The organism is Streptomyces shenzhenensis, from assembly GCF_021462265.1.
Taxonomy (GTDB): domain Bacteria; phylum Actinomycetota; class Actinomycetes; order Streptomycetales; family Streptomycetaceae; genus Streptomyces; species Streptomyces shenzhenensis.
In genome coordinates, this window is the sequence record NZ_JAJONF010000033.1 from 52,163 (window position 1) to 77,530 (window position 25,368).

General features: G+C 71.4%; 24 protein-coding genes. 7 read left to right on the top strand and 17 right to left on the bottom strand.

The features are described 5' to 3' along the window. Nucleotides 1-10: 10 nt before the first annotated feature. The 5 genes from LQ326_RS32880 to LQ326_RS32900 all read right to left on the bottom strand — a co-directional run bounded on the left by LQ326_RS32880 (nucleotide 11) and on the right by LQ326_RS32900 (nucleotide 4,817). A complete protein-coding gene (locus LQ326_RS32880; RefSeq protein WP_234542702.1) occupies nucleotides 11-799 on the bottom strand; it encodes an aldose epimerase family protein in 789 nt (262 codons plus the stop codon). Between the two features lie 254 nt (nucleotides 800-1,053). After that, a complete protein-coding gene (locus LQ326_RS32885; RefSeq protein ID WP_234542704.1) occupies nucleotides 1,054-1,806 on the bottom strand; it encodes an SRPBCC family protein in 753 nt (250 codons plus the stop codon). A 100-nt stretch (nucleotides 1,807-1,906) separates the two neighbouring features. Next, a complete protein-coding gene (locus tag LQ326_RS32890) occupies nucleotides 1,907-3,547 on the bottom strand; it encodes a polyamine aminopropyltransferase (protein ID WP_234542705.1) in 1,641 nt (546 codons plus the stop codon). An 85-nt stretch (nucleotides 3,548-3,632) separates the two neighbouring features. After that, the gene (locus tag LQ326_RS32895) at nucleotides 3,633-4,163 is read right to left on the bottom strand and encodes a DUF2617 family protein (RefSeq protein ID WP_181808649.1); all 531 of its coding nucleotides are present in this window, start codon (nucleotides 4,161-4,163) and stop codon (nucleotides 3,633-3,635) included. A gap of 330 nt (nucleotides 4,164-4,493) precedes the next feature. Beyond that, complete coding sequence (locus LQ326_RS32900) at nucleotides 4,494-4,817, bottom strand: hypothetical protein (RefSeq protein ID WP_234542706.1); 324 nt, start codon at nucleotides 4,815-4,817, stop codon at nucleotides 4,494-4,496. Nucleotides 4,818-4,957: 140 nt separating this feature from the next. On the opposite strand from LQ326_RS32900, the gene LQ326_RS32905 reads away from it, so the two are divergent. Then, on the top strand, nucleotides 4,958-6,145 hold the full coding sequence (locus LQ326_RS32905) for a pyridoxal phosphate-dependent aminotransferase (protein WP_234542707.1): 1,188 nt from the start codon (nucleotides 4,958-4,960) through the stop codon (nucleotides 6,143-6,145). 227 nt (nucleotides 6,146-6,372) lie between these two features. Further along, the gene (locus LQ326_RS32910) at nucleotides 6,373-7,569 is read left to right on the top strand and encodes a hypothetical protein (protein WP_234542708.1); all 1,197 of its coding nucleotides are present in this window, start codon (nucleotides 6,373-6,375) and stop codon (nucleotides 7,567-7,569) included. A 27-nt stretch (nucleotides 7,570-7,596) separates the two neighbouring features. Here LQ326_RS32910 and LQ326_RS32915 read toward each other — a convergent pair whose 3' ends face one another. Continuing rightward, nucleotides 7,597-8,127 (bottom strand): type III secretion system chaperone family protein, encoded by a 531-nt coding sequence (locus tag LQ326_RS32915; protein WP_234542709.1) that lies wholly within the window; start codon nucleotides 8,125-8,127, stop codon nucleotides 7,597-7,599. Between the two features lie 102 nt (nucleotides 8,128-8,229). Continuing rightward, on the bottom strand, nucleotides 8,230-10,875 hold the full coding sequence (gene clpB / locus LQ326_RS32920; RefSeq protein WP_234542710.1) for an ATP-dependent chaperone ClpB: 2,646 nt from the start codon (nucleotides 10,873-10,875) through the stop codon (nucleotides 8,230-8,232). A gap of 113 nt (nucleotides 10,876-10,988) precedes the next feature. On the opposite strand from clpB, the gene LQ326_RS32925 reads away from it, so the two are divergent. After that, on the top strand, nucleotides 10,989-11,402 hold the full coding sequence (locus LQ326_RS32925) for a pyridoxamine 5'-phosphate oxidase family protein (RefSeq protein ID WP_234542711.1): 414 nt from the start codon (nucleotides 10,989-10,991) through the stop codon (nucleotides 11,400-11,402). Nucleotides 11,403-11,611: 209 nt separating this feature from the next. Here the strand turns inward: LQ326_RS32925 and LQ326_RS32930 are convergent, their stop codons facing one another. Together LQ326_RS32930 and LQ326_RS32935 are read right to left on the bottom strand one after the other, a co-directional pair. Then, nucleotides 11,612-11,908 (bottom strand): Rieske (2Fe-2S) protein, encoded by a 297-nt coding sequence (locus LQ326_RS32930; protein WP_167449907.1) that lies wholly within the window; start codon nucleotides 11,906-11,908, stop codon nucleotides 11,612-11,614. A 40-nt stretch (nucleotides 11,909-11,948) separates the two neighbouring features. Then, on the bottom strand, nucleotides 11,949-12,152 hold the full coding sequence (locus LQ326_RS32935) for a hypothetical protein (RefSeq protein WP_308402061.1): 204 nt from the start codon (nucleotides 12,150-12,152) through the stop codon (nucleotides 11,949-11,951). Between the two features lie 160 nt (nucleotides 12,153-12,312). On the opposite strand from LQ326_RS32935, the gene LQ326_RS32940 reads away from it, so the two are divergent. Beyond that, complete coding sequence (locus LQ326_RS32940) at nucleotides 12,313-13,311, top strand: helix-turn-helix domain-containing protein (protein ID WP_234542712.1); 999 nt, start codon at nucleotides 12,313-12,315, stop codon at nucleotides 13,309-13,311. Beyond that, nucleotides 13,308-13,472, top strand: coding sequence for a hypothetical protein (locus LQ326_RS32945; protein WP_372497015.1), 165 nt, complete (start codon nucleotides 13,308-13,310; stop codon nucleotides 13,470-13,472). The genes LQ326_RS32940 and LQ326_RS32945 overlap by 4 nt, the downstream gene beginning before the upstream one ends. Here LQ326_RS32945 and LQ326_RS32950 read toward each other — a convergent pair. Together LQ326_RS32950 and LQ326_RS32960 are read right to left on the bottom strand one after the other, a co-directional pair. Beyond that, the gene (locus LQ326_RS32950; RefSeq protein ID WP_234542713.1) at nucleotides 13,435-14,493 is read right to left on the bottom strand and encodes a helix-turn-helix transcriptional regulator; all 1,059 of its coding nucleotides are present in this window, start codon (nucleotides 14,491-14,493) and stop codon (nucleotides 13,435-13,437) included. The genes LQ326_RS32945 and LQ326_RS32950 overlap by 38 nt on opposite strands. 777 nt (nucleotides 14,494-15,270) lie before the next feature. Next, nucleotides 15,271-16,377 (bottom strand): sugar ABC transporter substrate-binding protein, encoded by a 1,107-nt coding sequence (locus LQ326_RS32960; RefSeq protein ID WP_234542714.1) that lies wholly within the window; start codon nucleotides 16,375-16,377, stop codon nucleotides 15,271-15,273. 294 nt (nucleotides 16,378-16,671) lie between these two features. On the opposite strand from LQ326_RS32960, the gene LQ326_RS32965 reads away from it, so the two are divergent. Continuing rightward, on the top strand, nucleotides 16,672-18,474 hold the full coding sequence (locus tag LQ326_RS32965) for a fibronectin type III domain-containing protein (protein ID WP_234542715.1): 1,803 nt from the start codon (nucleotides 16,672-16,674) through the stop codon (nucleotides 18,472-18,474). Nucleotides 18,475-18,551: 77 nt separating this feature from the next. Then, entirely contained in the window at nucleotides 18,552-18,728 is a 177-nt protein-coding gene (locus LQ326_RS32970) for a hypothetical protein (protein ID WP_234542717.1), read from the top strand. 64 nt (nucleotides 18,729-18,792) lie between these two features. Here the strand turns inward: LQ326_RS32970 and LQ326_RS32975 are convergent, their stop codons facing one another. The 6 genes from LQ326_RS32975 to LQ326_RS33000 all read right to left on the bottom strand — a co-directional run bounded on the left by LQ326_RS32975 (nucleotide 18,793) and on the right by LQ326_RS33000 (nucleotide 25,132). Continuing rightward, on the bottom strand, nucleotides 18,793-19,254 hold the full coding sequence (locus LQ326_RS32975) for a heat shock protein transcriptional repressor HspR (RefSeq protein ID WP_181802618.1): 462 nt from the start codon (nucleotides 19,252-19,254) through the stop codon (nucleotides 18,793-18,795). 5 nt (nucleotides 19,255-19,259) lie between these two features. After that, a complete protein-coding gene (dnaJ, locus tag LQ326_RS32980) occupies nucleotides 19,260-20,432 on the bottom strand; it encodes a molecular chaperone DnaJ (protein ID WP_234542719.1) in 1,173 nt (390 codons plus the stop codon). A gap of 36 nt (nucleotides 20,433-20,468) precedes the next feature. Further along, the gene (grpE, locus tag LQ326_RS32985) at nucleotides 20,469-21,125 is read right to left on the bottom strand and encodes a nucleotide exchange factor GrpE (RefSeq protein ID WP_234542720.1); all 657 of its coding nucleotides are present in this window, start codon (nucleotides 21,123-21,125) and stop codon (nucleotides 20,469-20,471) included. Further along, nucleotides 21,122-22,954 (bottom strand): molecular chaperone DnaK, encoded by a 1,833-nt coding sequence (gene dnaK / locus LQ326_RS32990; RefSeq protein WP_234542721.1) that lies wholly within the window; start codon nucleotides 22,952-22,954, stop codon nucleotides 21,122-21,124. Before dnaK ends, grpE begins: the two co-directional genes overlap by 4 nt. Nucleotides 22,955-23,048: 94 nt before the next feature. Further along, nucleotides 23,049-23,687: an arsenate reductase/protein-tyrosine-phosphatase family protein gene (locus tag LQ326_RS32995; RefSeq protein WP_234542722.1), complete on the bottom strand. Its 639-nt coding sequence runs from the start codon at nucleotides 23,685-23,687 to the stop codon at nucleotides 23,049-23,051. Then, a complete protein-coding gene (locus tag LQ326_RS33000) occupies nucleotides 23,684-25,132 on the bottom strand; it encodes a tyrosine-protein kinase domain-containing protein (RefSeq protein WP_234542723.1) in 1,449 nt (482 codons plus the stop codon). The genes LQ326_RS32995 and LQ326_RS33000 overlap by 4 nt, the downstream gene beginning before the upstream one ends. Nucleotides 25,133-25,368: the final 236 nt, after the last annotated feature.

The window sequence follows — 25,368 nt, forward strand, 5'->3', positions numbered from 1 at the left end:
GGCAGCAAGCTTAGAGGCGCGTCCACGTCCAGGTGGTCGTGGCTTCCAGCGGCTCCAGCGGGGTGACGAGCCGCGGCCGTGTGTTGAGCCCGTTCGGCGGTCCGGTCTGCGGCTCCACGCACACCGCCGCCTCCTGCTCGTCGTAGACGACGACCCACTGCTCGCGGGAGGCGACCTTCAGCTCCAGCTGCCCCGGCCAGGTGAGGGTGACGTCGACGCCGTCGGGCATGCCGAAACAGTCGTCCCAGGGGCCGGGCCGGGGGTCGACGCGGTTGCCGGTGGGCAGGTGGTCCGCGCCGCGCTCCTCCTGCCAGGCGGGCGTGAAGCCGACCCGGACGTCCTGGCCGCCGAGGTTCCGGTTGAACCACGGGTGCCAGCCGATCTGCGCCGGGAAGGAGTCGTCGTACGTCTCCACGGACATCGTCAGCGTCAGCGAGTCCTCGGCGAGCTGCACGACGTGGGCGACGCGGGCGGGGTGCGGCCAGGGGGCGCCGAGCTCGCGCGTGATCACGGCCTCGCTCGCCGAGACGCGTGCGGTGCGCCAGGCGCCGTCCCGGGCGGTGCCGTGGATGGCGTGCGGTGGGGAGTTGAGGGGCATCTGCACGACGGTGGCGCCGTCCAGGAAACGGCCGTCCCGGATCCGGCCGCACCACGGCACCATCGGGAAGCAGCCGAAGCGGTCGCCCTGGCGGAGGAGTTCGAGGGATCCGACCTCGAGACCGGCGATCCGGCCGCCGTTGCCGGGGTGCAGGTGGAGGGTGGCGTCGCCTGCGGTCAGCGTGATGTCTTCGTTACTCACGGGATGACAGTACTGGGGCGAGGGCGTCGGGTTTCGGGTGCGGGTGGCCGGGGGCCGGGTTTCGGGTGCGGGCCGGGTTTCGAGTGCGGGCGAGTGGGGGCCGGTCGCGCCCACGCGGCGGCAGCCGCACATCGGATACCGCTCCGCGCCCCTGACGGGGCGCTGCGGTCGGCGCTCCTTTCCAGCTGCGGGCAGTCGTGCCTCCCCCAGGCACCCTGCCGGCGCCGGTAAGCGTCTCCACCCGCGGCCCCGCGTCAACGCCGGCGCCGCAGCGCCCTCGTCACCACGATCGCCGACGCCAGCGCCAGGGCCGCCGCCGGTGCGGCCCACCGCAGTGCCGACGCGGCTGCCACTGTCTGCGGCGCGGGGACCGGCGCGTACCGCCCTCGCGGCGGTGCGTGGTCGACCTCCTCCGCGCTGCGGCCGATCATCGTCCGGCGCGCGTGCGCCGCCTCGGCGAAGATCTCCGGAAGCGGCTCCACCACCGGCTCGCTCACCGGTTCCGGCTCTGTCTCCGGTTCCGGCTCGGGCTCCAGGGACGGCGGCGGGACCTCCGTCTCGAAGATCGAGGCCGGTTCCGGTTCTTCCGCGGCCTCCCCCAGCGCCTCCACGAACCGGTTCAGCAGCCTCGTCGCCGCCGACTCCACCGCCTCCGCCGGCAACTCGGCGACCCGCCCGCCGGCGGAGACCGTGCCGGTCACCGAGACCGCGCACCCCTCGTCCGTGTCCGCGAGGCGGAACGTGAGCGCCAGCTTCACCGTGCCGGTGCCGCGGGCCTCGGTGGCGTCACCGTCGACCGCGTAGGAGCCGTCGTCGTGGGCGGTGACGCGCACGGAGCCCCGGTAGGTGATCGAGTGGCTGCCGACGCGGACCTTGAGGCGGCCGGTGCCGGGAGCGGCGCCCGCGTCCTGCTGGAGGCCGGGGACCGCCCGGGCGACCCGCGCGGGGTCGGCCAGCGCCCCCCTGAGCCGCGAGGCCGGGGCCGGGACGTACACCAGGTGCTCCATGCCGACTGAGCCTACCCACGAGCCGGTCCGGCACACCCTCTCCGGCGCACGGCACGCTGCGCGCCTCCTTGACGGCCGCCGTCCGGGCAGACCGCTGTGCTCAGTACCGCGGATGCACCAGCGTCGACGGCGGCACACCGGCCGCCGGAGTCCTGAGCGCGTCCCTGCGCAGTGCCCCGCGCGTCAGCGTCCGCAGCCGCGGACCGTCGGCCGGGAGGTGTAACGGTGGTCCCCGCGGACCCGCCGCCGCCAGCAGGAAGCCCCAGTCGTGCGGGGCCCTGGACTCGCCCGCCGAGCGGTCGGGGCCCGGGGTGAAGCCGGCGTCCTGGCCGAGGACCCGGTAGGGGGTGGGGGCGAGGCCCGCCGCGCGCATCGTCGCGGCGACCGTCCAGAAGGCGTGGGGGCGGGCCTGGACCGGCCCCGCGTGGACGACCAGGCGGCCGCCGGGGGCGAGGGCGCGGCGGGCGAGGCCGTAGAACTCCTCGGAGTACAGCTTGGTGCTGGCGGTGATGCCGGGGTCGGGCAGGTCGGCGATGACGACGTCGTAGCCGGAGCAGCCGCGGCGGGGTGCCTCGCGCAGCCAGTGGAAGGCGTCGGCGGTGAACACGTGGACGTGCGGGTCGTCGTAGGCGTGGCCGTTGAGCGCGGCGAGGGCGGGGTCGTGGCGGGCGAGGCGGACCAGGCCGGCGTCGAGTTCGACGACGTCGACGCGGTCGACGCCGGTGTGGCGCAGCACCTCGCGCGCGGCCATGCCGTCGCCGCCGCCGAGGATCAGCACGCGCGCGTGCGGGCCGGTCATCGCGGGGTGGACGAGGGCTTCGTGGTACCGGCGTTCGTCGCGGCCGCCGACCCGCAGCCGGCCGTCCAGGAAGAGGTCGAGGGGGCGGCCGTGGGTGCCGCCGGTGAGGACGATCTCCTGGACGTCGGTCTGCACGGCGAGGCGGACGTCGGAGCCGTAGACGGCGTGCCGTGCGGCCCGTTCGAAGTCGCTGACGAGTGCGGCGGCGGAGCCGAGGACGCCGAGGACGGTGACGTTGGCGACGAGGAGTGTCCAGCGGGTCCGGCGGGACAGGTCGCGGCGGAACAGGCCGAGGACCAGGGCGCCGCCGGCGACGACGTTGACGGTGCCGGTGAGCAGGGTGCCGGTCAGCTGGCCGAGCAAGGGCAGCAGCAGGAACGGGAAGGCGAGGCCGCCGACGAGCGCGCCGACGTAGTCGGCCGCGAACAGGTCGGCGACGGCGCCGCCCGCGTCCTGGCGGCGGATGCGCTGGATGAGTTCCATCAGCAGCGGCACCTCGGCGCCGATGAGCAGGCCGATGGCGAGGGAGAAGGCGACCAGCAGGCAGCGCGGGCCGGTGGCCCACAGGCCGCCCCAGCCGCCGGTCCAGGCGAAGACGGCGTACAACGCCATGGCGCTGCAGCCGCCGACCAGCGCCAGCGCGGCCTCCACCGCGGCGAACCCGGCCGCCGCGTGCCAGCGCAGGCGTTTCGCGGCCAGGGAGCCGACGCCCATCGCGAAGACCATCACGGACAGCACGACGGAGGCCTGGGTGACCGAGTCGCCGATCAAGTAGGAGGCGAGGGCGACGAGTTCGAGTTCGTACACCAATCCGCAGGCCGCGCAGACGAACACGCACACCAGGACCAGGAAGCGGCCCGTCCCCGGCCGCACGGGCAGCGGCGCGGGGGCACCCCAGTCCGGCGGTGCGCCGGGAGGGGCGGGTGCGTGTGGATCGATCACTCTGCGACGTTACGTCACTCACTCGGTACGCTTCGTCACCCACACGTGTGGAACTCGGCGCCCTTTGACGCTCCGTTGGTTTATGTCATCCGGCCACGGGCTGGGGCACCGGAGCCCGTACGCCGACCCGGGTCCGGGTCGCCACCAGCTGGCCGTCCTGCGGATACGCGTGCCAGGTACGCCAGCGCACCTGGCCCTCGTGCCGCTGGGCCAGCATCGCCGTGAAGGCGTGCGGGCTGCCCGGGAAGACCCCGGCGAGGCCGTGCGGATGCTCGGAGACGAGGGCCAGCAACTCCTGGGCGCGGCCCGCGAAGGAGCCCGGTGACAGCACCTCGACGCGGGCCGCGAACTCGTACTCCCAGTCGCCGACGCGTTTGGCGACCCCGAGCGGCAGGGGGGTGCTGGACCCCTGGATGCACGCCACCGTCTCCGAACAGCCGCCCCGTTCCTCCTCCAGGAGCACCTGGTGGGACGCGCCGAGCAGTCTCAACTGCAGCTTCGCACCGCTCAGTTCCAGGTCGAGGGTGGCCAGGGCGGGCAGCGGTTCGCGCCCCAGGGCCCAGGCGAGGTCGGCCGCACGCGTATCGGTGTAGGTGGTGTTCAGGGTCGTGAGCATGGATCGGCTCCGCTAACACGCAAAAGAGGAGGAGTGTGGTCCGGCGCACCTCGGTCGACACGGGAGATCGGCCCGGCCGACCCGGCCAGGGGAGGGTGTCGTCAGGACGTCCGAGGCGCCGCTTTGGTGATTTAGAGGGAATCATGAACTGTGGCGCTGCCACAGCGTTTTTACCCAACTTCGTGGGGTTTCCATCCCTGCGAGGGCTCCACAGCTCAACTGTTCAGCCAAGTTGTGCGCCCCACCCATCCCGGCGCACGCCGGAGCGCCCGGGCAGAGCTCCCCCCGCTCTCTGCCCGGACGCCCGGTCCCGCGCCCCCCTGGGGCGGCTCAGTTGCCCCCGCCGCCGCAGCCGCCCCCGCCGCACGACGACCCGCCCCCGCAGGACGACCCGCCGCCGCACGAGGAGTGCCCGCCGCCACAGGAGTGGCCGCCGCCGTGATGCCCGCCGTGCGAGGACGACGACCCCGAGTCCCCGGCCCACCAGCTGCCGGAGCTGTCGTAGGCCGAGGACGTCGAGGACGCGGAGCCGGCGCCCGCTCGGTACGCCCCCTTGCCCCTGCCGCACCTGCGGCCCCTGCCACCCCTGCGGACCGCAGACGCGATCGCGAGGCAGATGATCGCGGCCACCACCACGATGAAGACGGTGCCCATGACGTCACCTTCTTTCCGTTCCCCCGAAGACGACCCCCCGTGGGCGCCCCGGCCGCCGCGAGAACGCGACGTGGACGGGGGATGCCCGGCCGACGCACCGGCCAAAGCGGAGTTGAGGAACTCCAGAGCTTGGGCGCAGGATGACCGGCATGACCTCCAGCGAACGCCCGCTCCTGAACCGCCGGCTGGCCGAGTTCGGCACCACGATCTTCGCCGAGATGTCCGCCCTCGCGTTGCGCACCGGCTCCATCAACCTGGGGCAGGGGTTCCCGGACACCGACGGTCCCGAAGAGGTCAGGGAAGCCGCCGTGCGCGCGCTGCGCGAGGGGCGCGGCAACCAGTACCCGCCGGGGCCGGGCGTCCCCGAGCTGCGCACCGCGATCGTGGCACACCAGCAGCGCTGGTACGGGCTGTCGTACGACCCGGACGCCGAGGTCCTGGTCACCGCCGGCGCCACCGAGGCCATCGCGGCCGCCCTCCTCGCCCTCCTCGAACCCGGGGACGAGGTCGTCGCCCTGGAGCCGTACTACGACTCCTACGCGGCCAGCATCGCCATGGCGGGCGGTACCCGGGTCCCGGTCACCCTCCGCCCCGACGCGGGCGCCTTCCGCCTCGACCTCGACGAACTGCGCGCCGCCGTCACCCCGCGCACCCGGCTCCTCCTGATCAACACCCCGCACAACCCGACCGGCACGGTCCTCACCCGCGCCGAGCTGACCGCGATCGCGGAACTGGCGGTGGAGCGGGACCTGCTGGTGGTGACCGACGAGGTGTACGAGCACCTGGTCTACGACGAGGCGGAACACGTGCCTGTCGCCACCCTGCCCGGCATGCGCGAGCGCACGGTCACCATCGGCTCGGCCGGCAAGACCTTCTCCTTCACCGGCTGGAAGGTCGGCTGGGTGACCTCGACGCCGGAGCTGGTCGCCGCCGTGCGGTCGGCGAAGCAGTTCCTGACGTACGTGGCCTCGGGCCCCTTCCAGTACGCGGTCGCGGAGGCCCTCGCCCTCCCGGACGCCTGCTTCGAGGCGTTCCGCCGGGACATGCGGACCAAGCGGGACATCCTCGCGGCGGGCCTGACGGAGGCGGGCTTCGAGGTCTACGACACCGCCGGCACGTACTTCATCACCACCGACATCCGCCCCCTCGGCGAGACCGACGGCTTCGCCTTCTGCCGCGCCCTCCCCGAACGGGCGGGGGTCGTCGCCATCCCGAACGCGGTCTTCTACGACCACCGGGAGGCGGGGGCACCGTTCGTGCGGTTCGCGTTCTGCAAGCGGGCGGAGGTGCTGAAGGAGGCGGCGGAGCGGCTGCGGCGGCTGTCGTAGCGGCGGGGACCGCCGGACGGTCGTCGGCCCGCTGGTGCGTGGGGGCCGGTCGCGCCCACGCGGCGGAGCCGCACAGCGATACAGCCACGCGGCCCCTGACGGGGCACCGCAGCTCGCGTCCACGCGGCGCCGCCGCACAGCCATACAGCCCCGCGCCCCCGCGGCGCCGCCCCTCCATCGGGCGCACATTTCTCGCACCGGTCGGGATCCCCCGGCACTGTGCGAATGTGAGCCACGCCAGCACCACCGCCCTCGCCCCGTCCGTCGCCCAGCAGCCGGTCGCGCAGCGGCCCGGTACCCGGCTGTCCCTAGTCACCGCCGGCGGGGTCGCCGTGGGGCTGTTCGCGGCGGCCCGGCTCACCGGCATGGCCGTGCTGGCGCTGGCCGCCTGGGCGGGCGGCCGGCATCCGCTGACCCTGCTGGGGAGGTCGTGGGACTCGGCGTGGTACCTGGGGATCGCGGCGCACGGCTACGGCCGCACCCTGTACTTCGGCCCCGGCATCATCCACAGCGACCTGGCGTTCTTCCCGCTCTACCCGGCGCTGATCGGGGCCCTGACGGCCGTGACCCCGCTCAGCGGGGCGGGCGCCGGACTGCTGGTGTCCTGGGCGGCGGCGGCCGTCGCCGCGGCCGGTGTCTACGCGGTGGGCGCCCGTCTGCACGGCCGTGCGGTGGGCACCGCCCTGGTCCTCCTGTGGGGCCTGCTCCCGCACTCCGTGGTGCTGTCCATGGCCTACACGGAACCGGTCCTGACCGCCCTCGCCGCCTGGGCGCTGTACGCGGTCCTGGCCGGGAACTGGCTGTGGGCGGGCAGCCTGGCCGCCCTGGCCGGCCTGTCCCGACCGAACGGCTTCGCGGTGGCGGCGGCCGTGCTGCTGGCCGCCGCCCGTGAGCTGTACCGCGCCCGCGGCCGGGTTACCCACAGGCTGTGGACGGGGGCGGCGCTGGCTCCGCTGGGCTGGACCGGGTACGTCCTCTGGGTCGGCCACCGCACCGGCGACACGCTGGGCGGCTACTTCGGCGTGCAGCGGCTGTGGGGATCGCGCTTCGACTTCGGCCGGGGATCGCTGGCCTTCGCCCGTACGCTGCTCCTGCGCGGGGACCGCTTCGTCTTCCCGGTGGCCCTGCTGATCGTGGCGGCGGCGGTGGTCCTGTTCGCCCTTCTGGCCCTGGACCGGGCCCCGCTGCCGCTGCTCGCCTACACCGCCGTACTCCTGCTGATCGCGCTGGGCGGGTCGGGTTTCTTCGAGTCCAAGCCCCGGTTCCTGCTCCCGGCCTTCCCCCTGCTCCTCCCGCTGGCCCGGGCGCTGGTCCGTACGGCGAGAGCCCGGCCCTGGCACGCGACGGTGGTGGTCACGGCCCTGGCCGGGCTCTCGTTCGGCTACGGCACGTACCTGGTCCTGTACGCGCGCACACCGCTGTAGGTCTGCTGTTTACTCGTCCTGCTCGTCCTACTCGTCGCCGTCTTCCGGCTTCTCGGCCTCGTTGACGGCCTCTTCCAGGCCGAGCTGCTCGACCAGCCACTTGTCGAACTCGATCGCGGCGCGCACCCAGCTGACCGTGGACGAGACGAAGTGGTTGATGTCGACACCCATGCCGATCAGCATCTGGGCCTCACCGATGAGACGGACGGTGCCGTCGTCGTGGGTGTGGGTGTAGACCTTGGGCCACAGGGTCCGCCGGTTCCAGTCGTCGATTGACTCCAGCAGATCGGGCTTCTCGTCGATCTTGTGGGGGCGGTCGTAGAACGTCCGCACCGAGAAGACGGCCTGCTCGTCCTCGCCACGGAACATGAAGTACGTACGGAACTGCTCCCACGGCGCCGCGAGGTCGCCCTCGTCGTCGACGACGTACTTGAGCTCCATCTGGTCGAGGAGCTGCTTCACAAGATCCTGATCCGGGACGACGGGGCCCGCCGGTCCTTGGGGCTGCGGCTCGGGCTGGCCCCCGAAGTTCGGAATCGAGGACGGGTCGATGGTCACCGTGTTTTTCCCTTCATGCGGATCCCGCCATCCTCCCCCATCCGGGGCGGGGGGTGGCAACCCCCGCCCCGGCGGGTTCATCTCCCGTTGGCGGAATTCCGCTCAGAGCGTCTTTCCGGTCTCCTGACCGGCGTCTTCCACGGCGGCTTCGACGGCCTCCGCCGCGGTCGCCGGACCCACGATCAGCCCGTCCCCGAAGGCGTCCACGCGGATCGTGTCGCCGTCCTTGACCTCGCCGGCCAGGATCTCCTTGGCGAGGCGGTCGCCGATGGCGGTCTGAACCAGGCGGCGCAGCGGGCGGGCGCCGTAGGCCGGGTCGTTGCCCTCCTCGGCGAGCCAGGCCAGGGCCTCGGGGGTGACGACCAGGGCGAGCCGGCGGTCGGCGAGGCGCTTGGCGAGGCGGTCGATCTGAAGGCGGGCGATCCGGGCCAGTTCGTCCTTCTCCAGGGCCGAGAAGACCACCAGGTCGTCCAGGCGGTTCAGGAACTCCGGCTTGAAGGACCGCCGGACCGTCTCCAGGACCTGCTCCTTCTTCTCCTCCGGGCTGAGCGCCGGGTCCACCAGGTACTGGCTGCCCAGGTTCGACGTCAGCACCAGGATGGTGTTGCGGAAGTCGACCGTGCGGCCCTGGCCGTCGGTGAGGCGGCCGTCGTCCAGCACCTGGAGGAGGATGTCGAAGACCTCGGGGTGGGCCTTCTCCACCTCGTCGAGGAGGACCACGGTGTAGGGCCTGCGGCGGACGGCCTCGGTGAGCTGGCCGCCCTCCTCGTAGCCGACGTATCCGGGCGGGGCGCCGACCAGCCGGGCCACGCTGTGCTTCTCGCTGTACTCCGACATGTCGATGCGGACCATCGCCCGCTCGTCGTCGAAGAGGAAGTCGGCGAGGGCCTTAGCGAGCTCGGTCTTGCCGACACCCGTGGGGCCGAGGAAGAGGAAGGAGCCGGTGGGGCGGTCCGGGTCGGCGATGCCCGCGCGGGAGCGGCGGACGGCGTCGGAGACCGCGCGTACGGCCTCGGTCTGGCCGATCAGGCGGCGGCCCAGCTCGTCCTCCATGCGGAGCAGCTTCTGGGTCTCGCCCTCCAGCAGGCGGCCGGCCGGGATGCCCGTCCAGGCGGCCACCACGTCGGCGATGTCGTCGGAACCGACCTCGTCCTTGACCATGGTGTCCCTGGCCGTCTCCTCCTCGGCCTCGGACGCGGCCTCCAGCTCCTTCTCCAGCTGCGGGATCTCGCCGTACAGCAGCTTGGAGGCGGTGTCGAAGTCGCCGTCGCGCTGGGCGCGTTCGGCGGTGCCGCGCAGTTCGTCGAGCTTCTCCTTCAGCTCGCCGACCCGGTTCAGGGACTGCTTCTCGCGCTCCCAGCGGGCGTTGAGGCCGCGCAGGTCCTCCTCCTTGTCGGCGAGGTCGCGGCGCAGCTTCTCCAGACGCTCCCGGGAGGCCGGGTCGGTCTCCTTCTCCAGCGCCAGCTCCTCCATCTTCAACCGGTCGACGGAGCGCTGGAGTTCGTCGATCTCGACGGGGGACGAGTCGATCTCCATGCGGAGGCGGGAGGCCGCCTCGTCGACGAGGTCGATGGCCTTGTCGGGGAGGAAGCGGGAGGTGATGTAGCGGTCGGAGAGGGTCGCGGCGGCGACCAGCGCCGCGTCCGCGATCTGGACCTTGTGGTGGGCCTCGTAACGTCCCTTCAGGCCACGGAGGATGGCGATGGTGTCCTCGACCGTGGGCTCCGCCACCAGTACCTGCTGGAAGCGGCGCTCCAGCGCCGGGTCCTTCTCGATGCGTTCGCGGTACTCGTCGAGGGTGGTGGCGCCGACCATGCGCAGTTCGCCACGCGCGAGCATCGGCTTGAGCATGTTGCCGGCGTCCATCGCCGAGTCGCCGCCGGCGCCCGCGCCGACGACCGTGTGCAGCTCGTCGATGAAGGTGATGATCTGGCCTTCGGAGTCCTTGATCTCGGCGAGGACGGTCTTCAGCCGCTCCTCGAACTCGCCCCGGTACTTGGCCCCGGCGACCATGGCCCCCAGGTCCAGCGAGACCAGCCGCTTGTCCTTCAGCGACTCGGGCACGTCCCCCTTGACGATCCGCTGCGCGAGCCCCTCGACGACGGCGGTCTTGCCGACGCCGGGCTCACCGATGAGGACGGGGTTGTTCTTCGTACGGCGGGAGAGGACCTGCACGACCCGGCGGATCTCCTGGTCCCGGCCGATGACCGGGTCGAGCTTCCCGTCCCGGGCGGCGGCGGTGAAGTCCGTCCCGAACTTCTCCAGCGCCTTGTACTGGCCCTCGGGGTCGGCGGTGGTCACCCGGCGGCCGCCGCGCGCCTTCTGGAAGGCCTCGGCCAGCTTCTTCGCGCCGGCGCCCTGCCGGTCGAGCACCTCGCCGGCCGCGCCGCCCTTCGCGGCGATGCCGATGAGCAGGTGCTCGGTGGAGAGATAGTCGTCGCCGAGGTCCTTGGCGCGTTCGCCGGCGTCGGCGATGACCGCGAGCAGCTCGCGGTTGGGCTGCGGGGGCGCGACCGTGGAACCGGTCACGCTGGGCAGTCCGGCCAGCACGCGCTCGGCGCCCTGGCGTACGGCGGCCTGGTCGGCGTCGACCGCCGAGAGCAGGTCGGTGATGTTCTCGTTGTCCTGCCCCGCCAGCAGAGCCAGCAGCAGGTGGGCAGGGGTGAGGTCCGCGTGCCCCTCCGTCACGGCCCGGTTGCTGGCCGCGTTGATCGCGTCCCGGCTCCTGTTGGTCAGCTCGGCGTCCACGTTCCCGTTCTCCTCCTCGGCGTCGTATGGCTGACTCAGCCAACGTCCACAAAGTTGAGTCTATTCCACTCAAGGTACGATCGGGAGCCCTTCCGGGGACTACCTTCCAGGCCATGAGTACATACCGCGTGAACCCTGCCGCACCGGACGAGGCGTATCTGATCTTCTGGCAGGAACGGCACCTGTGCACCCTCACCACCCTGCGCCCCGACGGCAGCCCGCACGTCGTCCCCGTGGGGGTGACCTACGACCCGGCGGCGGGACTGGCCCGGGTGATCACGAACAGGACGAGCGCGAAGGTGTCCCACGTGCTGGCCGCGGGGCCGGAAGGGGCACGGGTCGCGGTGTGCCAGGTGGCGGGGCGGCGGTGGGCGACGCTGGAGGGGCGAGCGCAGGTCCGCACCGAGCCGGAGAGGGTGGCGGAGGCGGAGCGGCGGTATGCCGAACGGTACGGGCGCACGCCCCGGGAGAACCCGTCCCGGGTGGTCGTCGAGATCACGGTGGAGCGGGCACTGGGGCGGGGGTGACGGGCGAGGACGCGAGGCCGGGGAGAACGCGGACCCGGGCGGCCGGCCCGTTCCGGCGGCTGGTTTCAGCCACCGTGAGACATGGCCTGAACCATTCCATACACCGACATGTCGCCCGGAAAACTGCAGCGGCGTCACCGTGTTCAGGTCACGGTGACGCCGCTGCTGGGGGAAGCACCTGAGCGATCTTTTACGACGGGGGAATCGCGTCAGGCACTGCGGGGGGTGGCCGAGATAGTCCTCACGTCCGGAACGTCCGGCTCAGCCAGCCGGTGGTCCCGTTGGTCCAGGTTCACGAAAATCATTCCGTAGCGGATGGCACACCGCACGGGCTGCGGCGCACCCCGGGGCTTGCGCAGACACCGGTACGCCCGTACGTCCTCGTCCTCGTCCCGCGTGACGACGACCGGCTCACCGAAGACGGTCACCATCAACGAGTCACCGCTGTGGGGGATGGCGGTGACCAGGTCGATGAAGTGCCAGCCGGAGCGGTAGGCGGTAGCCATTTCGCGGCGGAAGGATCGGTCGTCGGGTGGGGTGGTCACTTCAGCTCCCGGCTCCATCGGTCGAGACAAGCCCATCGGTGGTGCTGCCGCCGGCCGTGTCCGTTGCCACCACGGTCGGCCAGCCGGTGTTGCTGGCCTCGACAGCGGCGGGCCAGCCCGTGTTCGCCCGGACATCGCTCTTCACACCGGAGAGGCCGCTCAACGCGCCGCCAAGTGCCACGACGGAGAAGGCGGCCACCAGCACTGAGCGAAGCATTCTCTTACGCATGTTCGGCTTCGTCCTCACTTGAAGGTCCCCTTTCCCCCGTCAACCATGACGATGGCTCATTCGGGCACGTCATGGCCACACGATCGGTGCATCATGTTCCTGCACGTTCAGGACCCTGGGGGGTGGAGATTCAGTAATGAATAGGGCGAAAAGTGCACATCCCCATGCGATGGCGGATCTGTGCGAGGAAGGCAGGCGTCTGTATGCCGCCGCGCTGCGTACGGGACGTGTCGCGCGCCCGGATGTCGCGGAAGCGCCCTGCCTGATGGAGTTCGCTCTGCTCCAGCCGGATCCGGGCGACCTGAACTGGCTGCTGCCGGTTCCCCCCGCCCTGGCCCTGGCCCAACGGCTCGGCCCGATCGAGCGCGAGATCACGGAGCGCCGCCAGCTGTCCACGCGACTCGCCGACACCTTCGAGCCTTTCATGGCACTCGGCGCCCACGCGATGGCGAACAGCGAGTCGATCACGGTCCTGGAAGGCAGTGACCGCATCAATGCCGCGCTCAACCTGGCCACCGAGCAGTGCCGGACCGAGGTGCTCACGATCCAGCCGAGCGACCGACTCTCCGACCAGAGCATGCAGCGGGCCCTGGAGCGGGACCGGCCGCTGAACGCACGGGGTGTCCGGATCCGCACGCTGTACCAGCACACCGCACGCTACAGCCCGGAGAAACTGGCGTACGCCGCCCACCTCGCGGACGGCAAGGCCGAGTACCGCACCATCGACGAACTCGTGGAGCGGCTCATCATCTGCGACGAGACGGTCGCCTTCGTCCCCATACGCGAGGACCAGCAGGTCGCCCTGGAACTGCGCCAGCCCGGCCTGGTCCGCTACCTCATCAGGGTCTTCGAGTTCATGTGGAACCGCTCCGTTCCGCTGAGCACGGGCGGGCACTACGAGGTCGCCTCCCACGGGATCACCGAGATCCAGCACTCCATCGCGAAGCTGCTCGTCGAGGGCCACGTGGACGAGGCCATCGCGCGCCGGCTGGGCATGAACGTCCGCACCTGCCGGGCACACATCGCCAAGCTGGCCCAGGTGCTCGGCAGCGGTAGCCGCGCACAGCTCGGCTACCTGATCGCACAGTCCGGAATCCTGGACCAGACGCTTCCCGACAAGGGCGCCACTGCGTGACGTCCCCCTCGCGCCCCGAACACGGCGCCGACCGCCTCGGCATGAGCATCCGCACCGCCCGCGTCCACATCGCCGCACTCGCCGCCGCCCTCGGCCGCGGCTGCCGCGGCCGGCTCGGCTGCCTCATCGCACGCTCCGGGATCCCTGGCCAGGAAGTCTGACCGCGGGCGCGGCCGCGGCCGCGACCGCGCCGCCCGGCGGGCCGTCCAGGCCCACCTGTGCTATCCGGACGCCCAGTTGGGTACGGCTGGCCGCCCCCAGCGTCTCCGAGAGGCGGGCGATGTGAGCCCGGCAGGTGCGCACGCTGATGCCCAGACGTTCCGCAATCACCGCGTCCTGGTGGCCCTCCGCGAGCAGCGCCGCGATGGACCGCTCGCGGTGCGAGATGCCCTCGATGCCGGTGTCGGGGAGGTCCGCGGTGAGCGGGATCGCCAGGCGCCAGAGTCGTTCGAAGACCGTGACCAGGTACTCCACCAGCGCCGGGTGGCGCAGCTCCAGGGCCATCGTGCGGTCCGCGTTCGCGGGGATGAAGGCCACCGTGCGGTCGAAGAGGATCAGCCGGTCGATGACCTCGTCGAGCGTACGGGCCTCCACCGCGTCGCCCATCAGCTCCAGGTAGTTGAGCAGGCCCTGGCCGTGCCGGGCGACATGCGTGTACAGGTCGCGCATCCGCACGCCCCGGCCGCGCAGGGCGACCGCCCGGTGCAGGCCCTCGGTCAGCTCCGACTCGCGGCGGATACCGCCCGGCTGCACGGTCAGCACCTCCTGCGTGCACGCCTGGGTCGCCTCGTCCATGGCCGTCTGGATCCGTGACAGTCCGTCGAGCACCCTGATGGCCGCCGTGCCCTCCGCGGCGGCCGGCACGGCCCGCACCTGGCTTCCCAGCCCGGCGTACCACTCGAACGCCGCGACCGCCGACCCCACCCGCCGCTGGCTGTCCGTCACCTCGTCGTAGACCCCGCGCAGCAGCCGGGTCATGACCTCCTGCGGGGCGGTCGGCACCAGCCAGTCCATGTCGTCGGGGTCGGGGTGCAGCAGCGCCAACTCCAGCAGGCAGGGCACCGCGTCGGCGTCCGTGCGCGGCACCCGGCCCCGGCGCACGGCCCGGGAATACACGCGATCCCCGGTGTCGCACAGCCGGTCGGCACCATGTGGATGCTCATCCGTCCCGTGCCCGGCCATCGCCCATTCCACCCCCCGGTTTGCTGCCTCTTCCGATGCGCAACTATGAGCGGTCCGGACCGGGTCCGCAACACGGCTCCTCCTGCACGGGCCGTCGCCATATCGGGATACAGCCGGACATCGGTCGGGCTCCTCAGCGCACGCTGCAACAAGTTGACGGTGGTGACCGGGAGGGGGCCCAGGCATCGCAGGGAGCGCTTCCCACGGGTGGTGCCGGCCACCCGGCGGGCCCCCGGACCGGCCTCCCCCGTTCGGGCCGGCCCTCCTGCGCAACGCGTCCACGGGGGTGGCGCGTTGCACGGGAGGGCCGCTCCCGGGCACGTGGCGCGGCGGATGGCGAATCCCGGAGATCCGTCAGTGATCGCCGCGTGACGTGCCCGCTCCGACGTCCCCGCACGGCGGACGTGTCCGACGCGTACGCGCGGCCGGCGCCTGGGCCGGATGTCTGTGCGGCCGGGTGAGGGCAGGTCCGCCTGTGAGCCGGTACCGGCGGCGCTCCAGCCGATCGAACCGGGTGAACCGCGGTTGCGGGCCGACCGGATGGCGCGGGCCCTCACCGGCCCGGGGGTGGCCTACGCCTTCGCGGCGAGGAGCGTGCCTGGCCGCTGGACCTGGTGCCGAGAATCCCCGACGCCCTGGAACGGGACCTCATACGAAGAGGCGTGGCCCAGCGGGGCCGGGCCCTGGAGACCTGTCCGGCCGACGCCTACGGACCCGCGCGGGCCTTCGAGGACGGCGCGGGCCGGTGGGAACGCGGCGGCGTACGAAACCCAGGCGCTACTTGAGGCCGGCCGCCGCGCAAGCGGTCTTGTACGCGGCCGTGCAGATCTGGGAGATCTTGTAGATGCCGTCCGCGACGACGGTGTCCTTGATCTTGCTCTTGGTGACCGCGTTGACCTGTACCAGCTGGGACGGGATGTCCTTGTTGGTCGGGCTGTCGACGGTGTCCTGGGTGAGGGCGTCGAACTGGATGTCCTTGCCCTGCACCCGGTAGACGGCCAGCTCGGCGGCGACCTCGGCCTCGTCCGGGTACGGCTTGTAGACGGTCATGTACTGCTCGCCGACGAGGATCCGCTGGATGGCGTCGAGGTCCGCGTCCTGGCCGGTGATCGGCGGCATGCTGGTGACGCCCGCCGCCTTGAGGGCCTTGACGGCGCTGCCCGCCATGGCGTCGTTGGCGGAGTAGACCGCGGCGATGTTGTTCTTGCCGATCGAGTCGATCGCCTTGGTGACCTCCTTCTCGGCGACCACCGGGTCCCAGTCCTTGGTGTCGTACGAGGCCGCGATCGTCACCTTGCCGGTCAGCTCGGACACCGCGCCCGTCTTGAACTGCTTGGCGTTGGGGTCGGTCAGCGAGCCGTTGAGCATGACGACCTTGTCGGAGCTGTCGACGTTCGACCCGAGGCCCTCGAGGAGCGTACGGGCCTGGACTTCACCGACGAGCTCGTTGTCGAAGGAGACGTAGGCGTCGATGGGACCCTCGGCGAGGCGGTCGTAGGCGATGACAGCGATGCCGGCCCCCTTGGCCTTCTTCACCGTGCCGAGGATGGCGTGCGCGTCGACCGCGTCCAGGATGATCACGTCGACCTTGTCGTCGATCATCTTCTGCATCTGCTTCTTCTGCGTGGCGGCGGACGACGCGGCGTTCTCGTAGTCGACCCGCCCCTGGTTGTTCGTGAGCTCGGCGATCTTCGACTTCATGATCGGGTAGTCGAAGTTGGTGTACCGGGTGTTGATCTTGTCCGGCATCAGCACGCCCACGGTGATGTCGTTGCCCTTGGTCGGGGTCGCGGTGGTCGACGATCCCGTCGCGTTGAGCACGCCGCAGCCGGCGAGCGAGAGGGTCATCGTGGACGCGGCCACGAACATGGCTATACGACGCATACGGGGGCTCACTTCAGGTGCGTTCCGGACGTGGGACTGCTTTGCGACCCAGATGTCTGAAAAGACAACGCGTACGCCACACCCGGCGTCAAGCGGAACTACTTAACGAGTGCGCAACACCACGCTCCGCTGCACCTGTGAAGGCGGAGCGGAACCGCCTTCAAACACTCTTTACGGACCCTCCATCCAAAGGGAGTTCACGAGAAGGCAAAGATCGGTACAACCAAGTCCTTTCCTCATGAGTCGTGATCGACGACAGCCGCCCCCGGCGCGGCCATACGACCAGAGGACCGAATGAACTCAGCCAGAGGCACCACGGCCGCCGCCGTGGTGCTCGCCACGGCCGGCACCCTGCTCGGCGGCAGCGCCGTGACCGCCTCGGCCGCCACCACCTGTGCCTCCCCGGCCTACAAGCGGGAGTTGTTCGCGAACACCACGTTCAAGGGCACCCCGAAGAAGACCGCCTGCGACACCTCGGTCGACGAGAGCTGGAGCGGCGCCCCCGCCTCCGGCCTGCCCAAGGACGGCTTCGGCGCCCGCTGGACCGTGACCCGCGACTTCGGCTCCGGCGGCCCCTTCACCCTCGCCGCCTCCGGCCTAGACGGAATCCGCGTCCACCTCGACGGCGCCCGCAAGATCGACCTGTGGAAGAACACCACCAGAACGGTCGGCAAGACCCTCAGCCTGACCGTCCCCAAGGGCAGGCACACCCTCCGCGTCGACTACGCCAACTTCACCGGCGCCGCCAAGGTCAAGTTCACCTACGCCCCGAGAACTTCGGCCACCGTCGACAAGGTCAAGCCGCTCACCCCGCTGGATCCGCTGGTGTCCTACGACGGCGACGCCAACACGACGAAGCTGGGCTGGACGAAGAACCAGGAGATGGACCTCGCCGGCTACCGGGTCTACCGGCGCCTGCGGGGCAGCACCAGCTGGACGAAGGTGGGGACGACGACGGCGACGTCCCTGAGCGACGCCCCGCCCGCGACCGGCGCCCTCTACTACTACGAGATCCGCGCCTACGACAGGGCCGGCAACGAGTCGGCCGGCACCGCCGACGCCCCGGTCACCAGCTCCGTGCTGCCGGCCCCCGCCCAGTTCACCGCCTCGGCCACCGGCACGGGCGCCGAACTGAGCTGGGCGGGGGTGCGCGCCGCGGTGAAGTACCGGGTGGAGCGGACCGACTTCTACGGTGCCGTCACCAAGTCCTGGGATCGCGCCTACACGGTGGGCCTCACCGACGACACGCTCGCCCGTGGCGAGACGGCCGGGTACCGGGTCGCGTCCGTGGACGGCTCGGGCCACGTGTCGCCGTTCACCGACCTCCTGACGGTGACCCGCCCACTGGCCGCGCCCCGCGAGCTCACGGCGACCGCGGGCATCGGCAGCGCAGCCCTCCAGTGGACGATGAAGCCGCAGGACGCCCCGTACGGCGAGTTCCGCGTCTACCGCTCGACCACGCTGCCCGTGGACACCTCGACGGCGCAGTGGGTCACCTGCACGACCAGCTTCGCCACTCTCTCCGACGGGTCCCGCCGTTACAGCTGCGGCGACTTCTCGGCCGAGGAGGGCACGACGTACCACTACGCGGTGGCGAACGTGCAGTGGCCCCTGGTGTCCTCGCTCTCCGACACCGCGACCGTCACCACGCTGGTCTCGGACAAGCCGCCCGCCCAGGTGACCGGCCTGACCGCGACGGCCACGGAGTACGGCATCGAGCTGGACTGGGACGACAACACCGAGCCCGACCTGAAGCGGTACGCGGTCTACCGGGGCACGGTCCTCGGCGAGGAGGGCGAGGAGCAGGTCTGCTCCGCCGGTGAGTGGGCGCATCTGCCGGCCGGCACCTCGCACTACCGGGACGTGCGCGTCCCCGACGGCGACCACGCCTGCTACCGAACACTTGCCCAGTGCTCCACCCTTCAGGGTGGAGGTGAAGGGCATCCTGCCCTCAGTGGCCCGGAGGCCGCAGCGACAGGGCTAGGATCGCCTCATCCGATGACGGAGTCGTCGGATCTACCGCCGGACGGGCGGAAAGTGACGCCTGTGGAGGCCCCTGTAAGACCGATCTCCCCGGAGAGCGGCAAGGGCCGGTGAAGCAGGAACCCGAGGTGGCACCGCATAGCGGTGCGGACCGGAATCTCCTGCCCTCGGGCAGGAGAGGGCGTCAACAGGTGTACCGCTGGAACCCGGCGACGCGGACGTACGAGAAGCTGGCGGCCACCACGGACCGCTCGTACCACGACACCACGGCCGCCCGCGGCACCACCCACTACTACTGGGTGACCGCGCTGTACGCCGACGGCACGGAGTCGGCACCGGGCGCGGACCGGGCGGTCCTGGAACCGTGACCGGCATGCGAAAGGGCCCGGAGGTTCGGGTGAACCTCCGGGCCCTGCGCGCCGGTGAAGGCGGCTAGTCCTTGGCCTTCTTCGGCCGCCACACCACCAACGCGCTGGTCTGCTTGACCTCCTGGTACGGGACCAGGTCGCGGCGGTAGGAGGCGTGGACGGCGGCCTCGCGCTGCTGCATCGCGGCCGCCGCGCCGTCGACCGCCGCCTGGAGCTCGGCGACCCGCTGCTGGAGCGCGAGGACCTGGTTCTCCAGTTCGATGATGCGCTTGATGCCGGCCAGGTTGATGCCCTCGTCCTGCGACAGCGCCTGCACTTGGCGGAGCAGTTCGATGTCGCGGGCCGAGTAGCGGCGGCCCCGCCCGGCCGTGCGGTCCGGGGAGACCAGGCCGAGGCGGTCGTACTGGCGCAGCGTCTGCGGGTGCAGTCCGGAGAGCTGGGCCGCCACCGAGATGACGTAGACCGGGGTCTCCTCGGTCAGTTCATACGGCCCGCGGAAATTGTCACTGCGTCGACGGCCGTCCATCTCTGTCATGCTCCCTTCGCGGCCTCGAACAGCTCGGCCCGCGGGTCCTCGCCCGCGGTCGCCTCGCGATACGCCTCCAGTGCGTCACGAGCCTTCCCCGCCAGGTCCTTGGGGACACTCACCTCGACGGTGACGAGAAGGTCGCCGCGGGTGCCGTCCTTGCGGACCGCGCCCTTGCCACGGGCGCGCATGGTGCGGCCGTTGGGCGTGCCCGGGGGCAGCTTCAGGGTGACCGGCGGGCCGCCCAGGGTGGGCACCCTGACCTCGCCGCCGAGCGCCGCCTCGGTGAAGGTCACCGGGACGGTCACCGTGAGGTTGTCGTCCTTGCGGCCGAACACCGGGTGGGTGTCGACGTGCACCATGACGTAGAGGTCGCCGGCCGGGCCGCCGCGTTCGCCCGGCGCGCCCTTGCCGCGCAGCCGGATGCGCTGGCCGTCGGTCACCCCGGCGGGGATGCGGACCTGCATGGTCCGCGACGACTTGGCGCGTCCGCTGCCCTTGCAGTCGGGGCAGGGGTGCTCCGCGATCAGGCCCCGGCCCTTGCAGTCCGGGCAGGGGTCGGTGAGCGAGAAGCCGCCGCCGGATCCTCGCGCCACCTGACCGGTGCCGACGCAGGTCGGGCACACCCGTGGGGTGCCGTTCTTGTCGCCGGTGCCCGAACAGGCCTTGCAGGGGGCCTGCGAGGACATCCGCAGCGGGACCGTGGCGCCCTCGATGGCCTCCGTGAAGCTGAGCGTGACCTCGGACTCGATGTCCTGGCCGCGCCGCGGCTGGGTCCGGCCGGCCGTGCCGCCGCCCCGGTTGAACAGGCCCCCGAGGACGTCACTGAAACCGCCGCCGCCGAAGCCGCCCCCGCCCTGGGCGCCGCCCCCGAAGAGGTCGCCCAGGTCGAAGTTGAAGTTGCCGCCGCCCGCGCCCGGCCCGGGGCGGAAGCCACCGTTGCCGAAGAGGGCGCGCGCCTCGTCGTACTCCTTGCGCTTCTTGGGGTCGCCGAGTATGTCGTTCGCCTCGGAGATCTCCTTGAAGCGCTCCTCGGCCTTGGCGTTGCCCTTGTTGGCGTCCGGGTGGAACTCGCGGGCGAGCTTCCGGTACGCCTTCTTGATCTCGGCCTCGGTGGCGTCCTTGGGGACGCCGAGGACCTTGTAGTAGTCCTTCTCGATGAAGTCCTTGGTGCTCATCCCCGACGCCCCTCCTTCCACGTGTTACCTACGACTTCAGCCCTCCTCAGGGCCGTTGTCCTTCTCGTCTCCCGCCGCGGGGGCCTCTTCGGTCCCGTCGGCCTTCGCCGGCGCCGCTCCCGGCTGCGGTTCGGCGACCGCCACCCGCGCGGGGCGGATGGTGCGCTCGCCGATGCGATACCCGGGCTGCAGGATGGCCACGCACGTCGTCTCTGTGACGTCCGGCGCGTAGCTGTGCATCAGCGCCTCGTGGATCGTCGGGTCGAAGGGCTCGCCCTCCTTGCCGAACTGCTGCAGGCCCATCTTCGCCGCGACCGTCTCCAGGGATTCGGCCACCGACTTGAAACCGCCGACGAGTTCGCCGTGTTCCCGGGCGCGGCCGATGTCGTCGAGCACGGGCAGGAGCTCGGTCAGGAGGTTCGCGATGGCGATCTCCCGGACCGTGATCCGGTCGCGCTCCACGCGGCGGCGGTAGTTCTGGTACTCGGCCTGCAGGCGCTGGAGGTCCGCGGTGCGCTCACCGAGTGCGGTGCGTACCTGGTCCAGCTGTGCCGTCAGACCGGCGAGCTGTGCGCTTGAGTCCCCGGCCGGGGCCGCTCCCGGTGCGGGAGCGGCCTTCGGCTCGGCGTCGTCGGGGGTGGCGCCGGAGGGGACGTCGGGCTTCTCCTCGAAGCCCGGGGTCTCCTCCGTCACGCGGCACCGTCCTTGCGCTCGTCGTCGACGATCTCGGCGTCCACCACGTCGTCGGCCCCGTCACCGGCGGGGGCGCCGCCGGCGGCCTGCGCGGCCTGGGCGTCGGCGTACATGGCCTGGCCCAGCTTCTGGGAGACGGCCGCGACCTTCTCGGTGGCGGTGCGGATCTCGGCGGTGTCCTCGCCCTTGAGCTTCTCCTTCAGCTCGGCGATGGCGGCCTCGACCTCGGTCTTGATCTCGCCCGGGACCTTGTCCTCGTTGTCCTTGAGGAACTTCTCGGTCTGGTAGACGAGCTGCTCGCCCTGGTTGCGGGTCTCGGCGGCCTCGCGACGGCGGTGGTCCTCCTCCGCGTACTGCTCGGCCTCCTGGCGCATCCGGTCGACCTCGTCCTTCGGCAGCGAGGAGCCGCCGGTGACGGTCATCTTCTGCTCCTTGCCCGTGCCCAGGTCCTTCGCGGTCACGTGCATGATGCCGTTGGCGTCGATGTCGAAGGAGACCTCGATCTGCGGGACACCGCGCGGGGCCGGCGGCAGACCGGTCAGCTCGAACATGCCGAGCTTCTTGTTGTACGCCGCGATCTCGCGCTCGCCCTGGTAGACCTGGATCTGGACGGAGGGCTGGTTGTCCTCGGCGGTGGTGAAGATCTCGGACCGCTTGGTCGGGATCGTCGTGTTCCGCTCGATGAGCTTGGTCATGATGCCGCCCTTGGTCTCGATACCGAGGGACAGCGGGGTCACGTCGAGGAGCAGGACGTCCTTGACCTCACCCTTGAGCACACCGGCCTGGAGCGAGGCGCCGATGGCGACGACCTCGTCCGGGTTCACACCCTTGTTGGCCTCCTTGCCGCCGGTCAGCTCCTTGACGAGCTCGGCGACGGCGGGCATACGGGTGGAACCGCCGACGAGAACGACGTGGTCGATCTCGCCGAGCTGGATGCCGGCGTCCTTGATGACGTTGTGGAACGGCGTCTTGCAGCGCTCCAGGAGGTCCGCGGTCAGCTGCTGGAACTGGGCGCGGGTGAGCTTCTCGTCGAGGTGCAAGGGGCCCTCGGCGGAGGCGGTGATGTACGGCAGGTTGATCGAGGTCTCGGTGGAGCTGGACAGCTCGATCTTGGCCTTCTCGGCGGCCTCACGCAGGCGCTGGAGGGCCATCTTGTCCTTGCCGAGGTCCACGCCGTGACCGGACGCGAACTGCTTGACCAGGTAGTCGACGATGCGCTGGTCCCAGTCGTCACCACCGAGGTGGTTGTCGCCGTTCGTGGCCTTCACCTCGACGACGCCGTCGCCGATCTCCAGGAGGGACACGTCGAAGGTGCCGCCACCGAGGTCGAAGACGAGGATCGTCTGGTCGTCCTTGTCGAGGCCGTACGCCAGCGCGGCGGCGGTGGGCTCGTTCACGATGCGCAGGACGTTCAGACCGGCGATCTCGCCGGCCTCCTTCGTCGCCTGGCGCTCGGAGTCGTTGAAGTAGGCCGGGACGGTGATGACCGCGTCGGTCACCTTCTCGCCCAGGTAGGCCTCCGCGTCCCGCTTGAGCTTCTGCAGGATGAACGCGGAGATCTGCTGGGGGTTGAAGTCCTTCCCGTCCAGCTGAATCTTCCAGTCGGTGCCCATGTGACGCTTCACGGACCGGATCGTCCGGTCCACGTTGGTGACCGCCTGGCGCTTGGCGACCTCGCCGACCAGAACCTCGCCGTTCTTGGCGAAGGCGACGACGGACGGCGTGGTCCGGGCACCCTCGGCGTTGGTGATGACGGTGGGCTCGCCGCCTTCAAGAACGCTGACGACGGAGTTAGTCGTGCCCAGGTCGATGCCGACCGCACGTGCCATGGTGATTTCCTCCAGCTGACTTGAGTGGAACGGGCTCAAGTGTGCATCACGCTTCGCTCTGGGTCAACAGACCTGAGTGGAGCGGACTCAAGTCTTATCCGCTCCTTACGCGCAAGGCCTCGCTGACCTGCACCGATGAGGGGATTCCGAACACCTGAACAAGCCTTCCCACCAAGGCGTCGATCTCCCGGGCGCACTCGTCCAGCGCCGCACGGGGCCTGCCCCAGGGGTCCGCGACATCGTCCTCCTCGGGCGGGACCGGGGCGACGCGCCCCCGGTGGGCCGCGGCGGCCGCGACCACACCCGCGAGGTCACCCACGCCGTCCGGCCGCCGCCCGCCGTCCCCGGGCCGTCCGCCGTCCCCGGGCCGTCCGCCGTCCCCGGCCTGCCCGCCGGCGAGCCGCACGAACTCCTTCAGGGTGAAACAGCGCCGCAGCGCCGACGGCGCGAGCCGCACGGCCGCCTCGCGGTGCTCGCGGGCCAGCCCGAGCACCAGCGCGGCGCCCAGCACGTGCGGGGCGGTGAGCTCCTGCGAGGCGAAACCGGAGCCGTCGCCGCCGAGCCGCTCCAGCGCCTGCCTGGTGGCGCGCTCCATGCCCGGACCGGGCCACGCCCGGGTACCGGCGCTCAGCGGCCGCACGGCCGCACCGCGCGGCAGCCGGGCGGCCAGCAGCCGCTCGGCGAGCACGGAGCGGTGCACGTTGCCGGTGCAGACGAACAGGACCCGGGTCATTCCGCACCCGCCTCGGGGGGCCCGGCCGGCACGGCCGCCCCGCCGGGCCGAACCGAGGTCCGGGGCGCGGGCAGCTCGCCGTAGCTCCGGTAGCCGTAGCGGCCGCCCTGGGCGGCCGGAGCCATGCTGAAGACCGTGCCGAGGACGCGCACACCCACCCGCTCCAGCGATTCCATCGCCGTGCGCACCTGGTCCCGCCTGGTCCGGGCGGCCCGGACGACGAGCAGCGTGCCCTGAGCGAGCGAGGCGAGTCCCAGGGTGTCGGCGACCGGCAGCAGCGGCGCGGTGTCGACGATCACCACCTCGTGGAGCTCCGCCAGCTCCTTCAGCACCCTCTCCATGCGCGCCGAGGCGAGCAGCTCGGTGGGATTCGGCGGTACGGCGCCACTGGCCAGCACCGAGAGCCCGTCCGCGGCCTGCTGCATGACGTCCGCGACACGCGCCCGCCCGATGAGCACGGTGGTCAGGCCGGCGTCCCGCACGAGACCGAAGGCCTGGGCCACGCACGGGCGGCGCAGGTCCGCGTCCACCAGGCAGACGGAGACGCCCGCCTCGGCGAGCGAGAGGGCGAGGTTCACCGCGGTGTTGGTCTTGCCCTCACCGGGCACCGAGCTCGTCACCACGATGATCCGCGGCGGGTCGTCGACCTGCGAGAACTGCAGGTTGGTGCGCAGCTTGCGGAAGGCCTCGGCGCGCCGGGAGTGCCCGCCGACGGTGATGACCGGCTGCCTGGGGGCGTTCCTGTCGTACGGGATCGAGCCGAGCCCCGGCAGCCTGGTGAACTCGCCGAGCGCCTCGACCGTCTTGACCGTGCTGTCGAGCGTCTCGCGCAACGCGACGACGCCGGCGCCGAGCAGCAGGCCGCCGAGCACACCCGCGGCCAGGTTCAGCAGCGGGCGGGGCGAGACGGGGCCGGCGGGGGTGACGGCCTCCTGGGTGACACGGAGGGAGACGGGGGAGGTCCCCTCACCGGTCCGGCTCCTGCCCGGGGAGCCGGCCACGCGCTTGGGCGTCTCCAGCCTCTCGACGACCGCGATGAACCGCTCCGCCACGGCGTTGGCGACCCGCGCCGCGCGTCCGGGCGCGGCGTCCCGGACCGTGATGTCGATGAGCACGGTGTTGAGGGGGGCCCGGGCGGTGATCCGGGACGCCAGTTCCTCCGGCGTGGTGCGCAGTCCCAGCTCCGCCACCACGGGCACGGTCACCTGACGGGACGTCACGATCTCCGCGTACGACTGCACCCGCGCCTGGGAGAAGCTCTGTCCCTGGTTGAGTTCGGCTGTGCCCTCCCCGGCGCGGGTCGCGACGAAGAGCTGGGTTCTGGCTTCGTAGACGGTGGTGCTCAGCATCGTCGCGGCGAGCGCCGCGCCGACCGCGAGCACCAGACAGACGACGACGGTCGGCCAGCGTCCGGCAAGAGCCTTCAGGAAGCGGTGGAGATCCAAGCTGCACCCTTCATCGAACTACGGAAAACACCCATATCGTGATGTTCTGTTCCCTGTGGACGCAGTCGACCATAGAGACTCGCGCGCGCCGAACGGGGGAGCCACCCCCAAGGAGGCCGTCGCACGGCCAACCGCTGCCCCCATCCGATGACTCCTCGGCCACGTCATGCCGGATAACGCCGTATATCCCACTTTTCCAGGTATCCAGGTCATGACGACTGCCTACATCGTCGCCT